A 3978-nucleotide genomic window follows, 5' to 3' on the forward strand; every position below is an offset into this window, starting at 1 on the left:
GAGCCCGACACAATATCGGGCTCATTATTATCAAAATTAATTATAAATTTGTCTAAACTTTTGGGTGCAGTCTATTTAATTACGAGACGGTTTTTTTGCTTATTCACTATGAATAAAATAAAACTTTGTATTTCCTTTTTTTATTGATTCTTTCGCATCTTTATGATTTTTTTCAAATGTTTCTAAATTAGTTCCTTTACAAATTCCATAAGAATAATGATATTTTAGAATTTCAAGATCTTTCGTTCCAAATTCTTTTTTATCTGATTTACAAATTGAAAAGTAACTATTGCAATCTGAATAATCTAGTTCTTGATAAAAATAACCTAAAGATCGTATAAAATTAACTTTCAAAGTAGTTAATATCTGCTCTTCATTTAGATTTTTTTTTGCGTTAATTTTTAATGAGCAACTATAAATATTTTGTTTGTTATTCCATAAAAGATAATATCCGTCATTCCCTTTAATTCTTATATCTAAATTGACATCATTGGTATCGTCTATAGAATAAATTAAATAGTTTGATTTTTCTTTATCTTTTACCACTGTAATTTTTAGTGAATCAATTTCGTTATCAAGATAATGAATAAATTTACTAAGCTTTTTACTATTATATTGGCTAACTGATTTGTCAAAATAAATTTTTACTTCATCTTTCCAAATTTTCATTCTTGGTTTTAATCTCTCTTCTTTTTTTTGATATTTTTTATTGAAAACTAATTGTTTATAGCGTTCTAAAAATATAGAATCTTTTTCTTCATACAAAACTTTTACTCCTTTCTCATCATATCCATTAATAATGATTAATGTATCACTCTTGACAATATTAAAACCAATTGAATCTATAACTTTATTACCACTTTTTTTCAATGATTTATAATTTTTGTATTCCATGTAAATAACTTTACTATGCAAATTCAACTGATTGTGCTGAGAAAAAATTGCCGAGGTGAAGGCAAATAACAAAAATACACATATATTTTTTTTCATAAATTTTATCTTTCTTTTGAATTATGAAAGTAATAATTTAAATTAATTCATTTTATTTTTTTTAATATTTTTTTAGAAAAATGGATTTTTAAATCACTCCCATTTTCTTCATCAGGAAAGTAGCACTTCTATTTTTACAAATTCCGTCCCGAAGTTTGTAATCAAAATGGAGTTCATCATTGATAATCTCTACTTCAAAACATTTGTTGGTTAATATATTTGGATATTCATTGGTTGTCAGGCAAACTTCGATATCGTGCGTTGCAATAGCTCCAACGGCTTTCTTACCAATTACTTTTTTGACCACTTCAATTGTTCCGTTGCGTTTATCATCTGAATTGGTACCACGTAATATTTCGTCCAATAAAACAAATGCCGGTCTATTTTCCAATTCGTCCATAATCTGCTTTAAGCGTTTGATTTCGGCAAAGAAATACGATTCGCTATCGGACAACGAATCAGATAATCGCATGGAAACTAAAACGGGTAACGGATGTACACTAGCCTGACGAGCACAAACCGGCGAACCTATTCCTGACAAAACCATATTGATTCCTAAACTTCTTAGAAAAGTACTTTTACCAGACATATTAGAACCCGTTAAAATCATAAACGATTCGGGATGAAAACGCACGTCATTTCCTATTCTAGTTTTTTCATTTAATAAAGGATGGCTTAAATCCTTGAAATCTATTTCGAAATTGCTGTTTAATGTTGGATATACAAACTCCGGATTGTTATACGAAAAATTGGCCAAACTGTTCAACATTTCGAATTCACCAATAACTTCCAACCAATTTTCTAAAGCTTGGGCATGATCTTTTTTCCATTGAATTAATGATTTTAAAACATGTAAATTAAAAAGGAACGTTCCATTGAATACGATAGCCGTAACAAAATTTGAGATACTGTCCATATTAGAAAACAAACCGGCTAACTGTTTCAAATGCACGCTGGCATTTTCTTTTTTGAACATTAATTTTTGCTGTAAATCGATTAATTTTTTCGACTGAAAAGATTCATTTTCTATTTTTTGCAACAGTAAACTATATTGATGAATGGTTTTATCTATATTCGTAGAATTAGCAATTTCTGCCTGGATACGCTTCATAAACCGACCCAAAACAATTAAATTAAATACAAATAAATACGATAAAACGGAAGCAAAAACAGTAGTCGAAGTTACTAAATAGGCAATCAAAACTCCCAGAAAAAGAAGTGGTGAAAAATAAGAAATGAAAACACTCATTTTAGCCAAGGGCGTACTATTAAATGTACACCACTTGAGCAGAGTCTCATAATTCGATTGATTGTCATTGCTTATTTTGGCGAAAGCCAAAAATTCCTGACGCCAGTCTAATTTTTTGGTTAATTCTTTTACCGCTTGATGATTTCTAAGAATCTCTTCATTGGGCAAAATTGATAAAAGCTGGTTTGCGAATGTTTTTTTACCAATAAAAGTAGCGGTTCTATTCAAGTTTTGGAACAAAGAATGCTCGCCAAAAATATCTAAATCATAGGCATACGGATGGTGAAAATCATTGAATTCCTGTCCGTTTTCAAAAGGGATTTTATTTCTTTCCAGGTAGGAAATTTCATTTTCATTAATATCAAGTAAGGCTTGATTGACATGTTTTTCGAAAACTAATTTAGAATGAATGCGCATAAATACTACGAATAGTCCAAAAAGAAAAATGGCGGCAATTATCAAAATAATTTCGCTGTTTTTGATGTAGTAATAAATAGAAACCAAAAAAAGTACAATAGAAAGAAGTCTTAAAATACTTATACTATTGTACTTTTTATTGATTGCAGTCAATGCTGTTGAAAAGCGTATCTTTTTTGCTTTGTATATTTCCATAATTCAATTAATGAATTGCAAATATAACGAAATAGATTACTTTGAAGACTAAATTAAAAGGCAATGGCGATGCCGCACTATATAGAATTCAAGATTTCAATTGAATTAAAACTGAATCAATCAATAGGAATCGCTAAAATTGGGATATCAAAATTCGTAGCTATTTTTTTTGTTAAACTAGGTTTGAAAATCCCTTCAAAAAAACCTCTTTTATACGTAAGCATAGTCAGTACATCAATTTCTTTGTACATTATAAAATCCAGAATTGTTTCTTTGACTTCGTCACTACTGATCACAAAAAACTCAACGGGTTCATTAATAAATTCTTCCTCCCAAGCAGTTACTGTATCATTTGAAACATCGGAATCACTAGTTTTTACATACAAGCATTTTACTTTAGCTTTCGTTTTTTTAGCGATATCTAACACCATTTTCAATGCTTTTTTATCTTTAGTTCTAAAACGGGTTGTAAATCCAATAATTTCTGTTTTTTTGAATTTTGCTTCTAACGGAACACACAACATAGGAATATCTATTCCAGAAATAACAGCACTTGTATTGGTACCCATAAAAAAAGCTTCCCATCCTGTAGCTCCTGAAGTACCCATGATCACAAAATCTATTTTATCTTCTTTAATTGATTTTTTAATATTATAAAGCAAATTCCCATCCATGAGCCTATGAGACATTTTTATTTTGTCCAAATGCCGCTCATCGGCTATGGCGCGCAATTTTGGGATTTCATCTTTAAACATATCAAATTGAGCTAAGGCCAAGGAATCATAAATGACGGCGTAATTTTCGGGAAAAAACTGATTGTCATAAATGGGCAATTCAAAGGTGTGCAATAAAACGAGTTCGCCCTGAACTATTTTTGCAAATTCTAAAGCATGTACAAAAGCATTAGTAGCCACTTCAGAAAAGTCGGTTGGAAATAGAATTTTTTTCATTTTATCTTTTATTAAAATAATTGATTTACTAAAATAAAATATTGGTGTCTTTACGTAGTCAAATCAGAATATTTTTATTCATGAATAGCAAGAATGGGTATGGATATGCAAATAAAAACTGCACATTAAGTTAAGCTACATTTTTGTAATTAATTTGATTGTTAAATTCTTCAATAG

At 29.3% G+C, this 3978-nt stretch carries 3 protein-coding genes; all 3 read right to left on the reverse strand.

All coding sequences use genetic code 11. From position 1 onward, the window contains the following. Positions 1-99 precede the first annotated feature (99 nt). Positions 100-990: a hypothetical protein gene (locus tag EKM03_RS14825; RefSeq protein WP_126459171.1), complete on the reverse strand. Its 891-nt coding sequence runs from the start codon at positions 988-990 to the stop codon at positions 100-102. A gap of 88 nt (positions 991-1078) precedes the next feature. After that, positions 1079-2851, reverse strand: a complete 1773-nt coding sequence (locus EKM03_RS14830) for a DNA mismatch repair protein (protein ID WP_126740707.1) — start codon at positions 2849-2851, stop codon at positions 1079-1081. A 116-nt stretch (positions 2852-2967) separates the two neighbouring features. Continuing rightward, complete coding sequence (locus EKM03_RS14835; RefSeq protein WP_126740708.1) at positions 2968-3801, reverse strand: universal stress protein; 834 nt, start codon at positions 3799-3801, stop codon at positions 2968-2970. Positions 3802-3978 lie beyond the last annotated feature (177 nt).

The organism is Flavobacterium sp. GSP6 (assembly GCF_003984855.1).
GTDB lineage: Bacteria > Bacteroidota > Bacteroidia > Flavobacteriales > Flavobacteriaceae > Flavobacterium.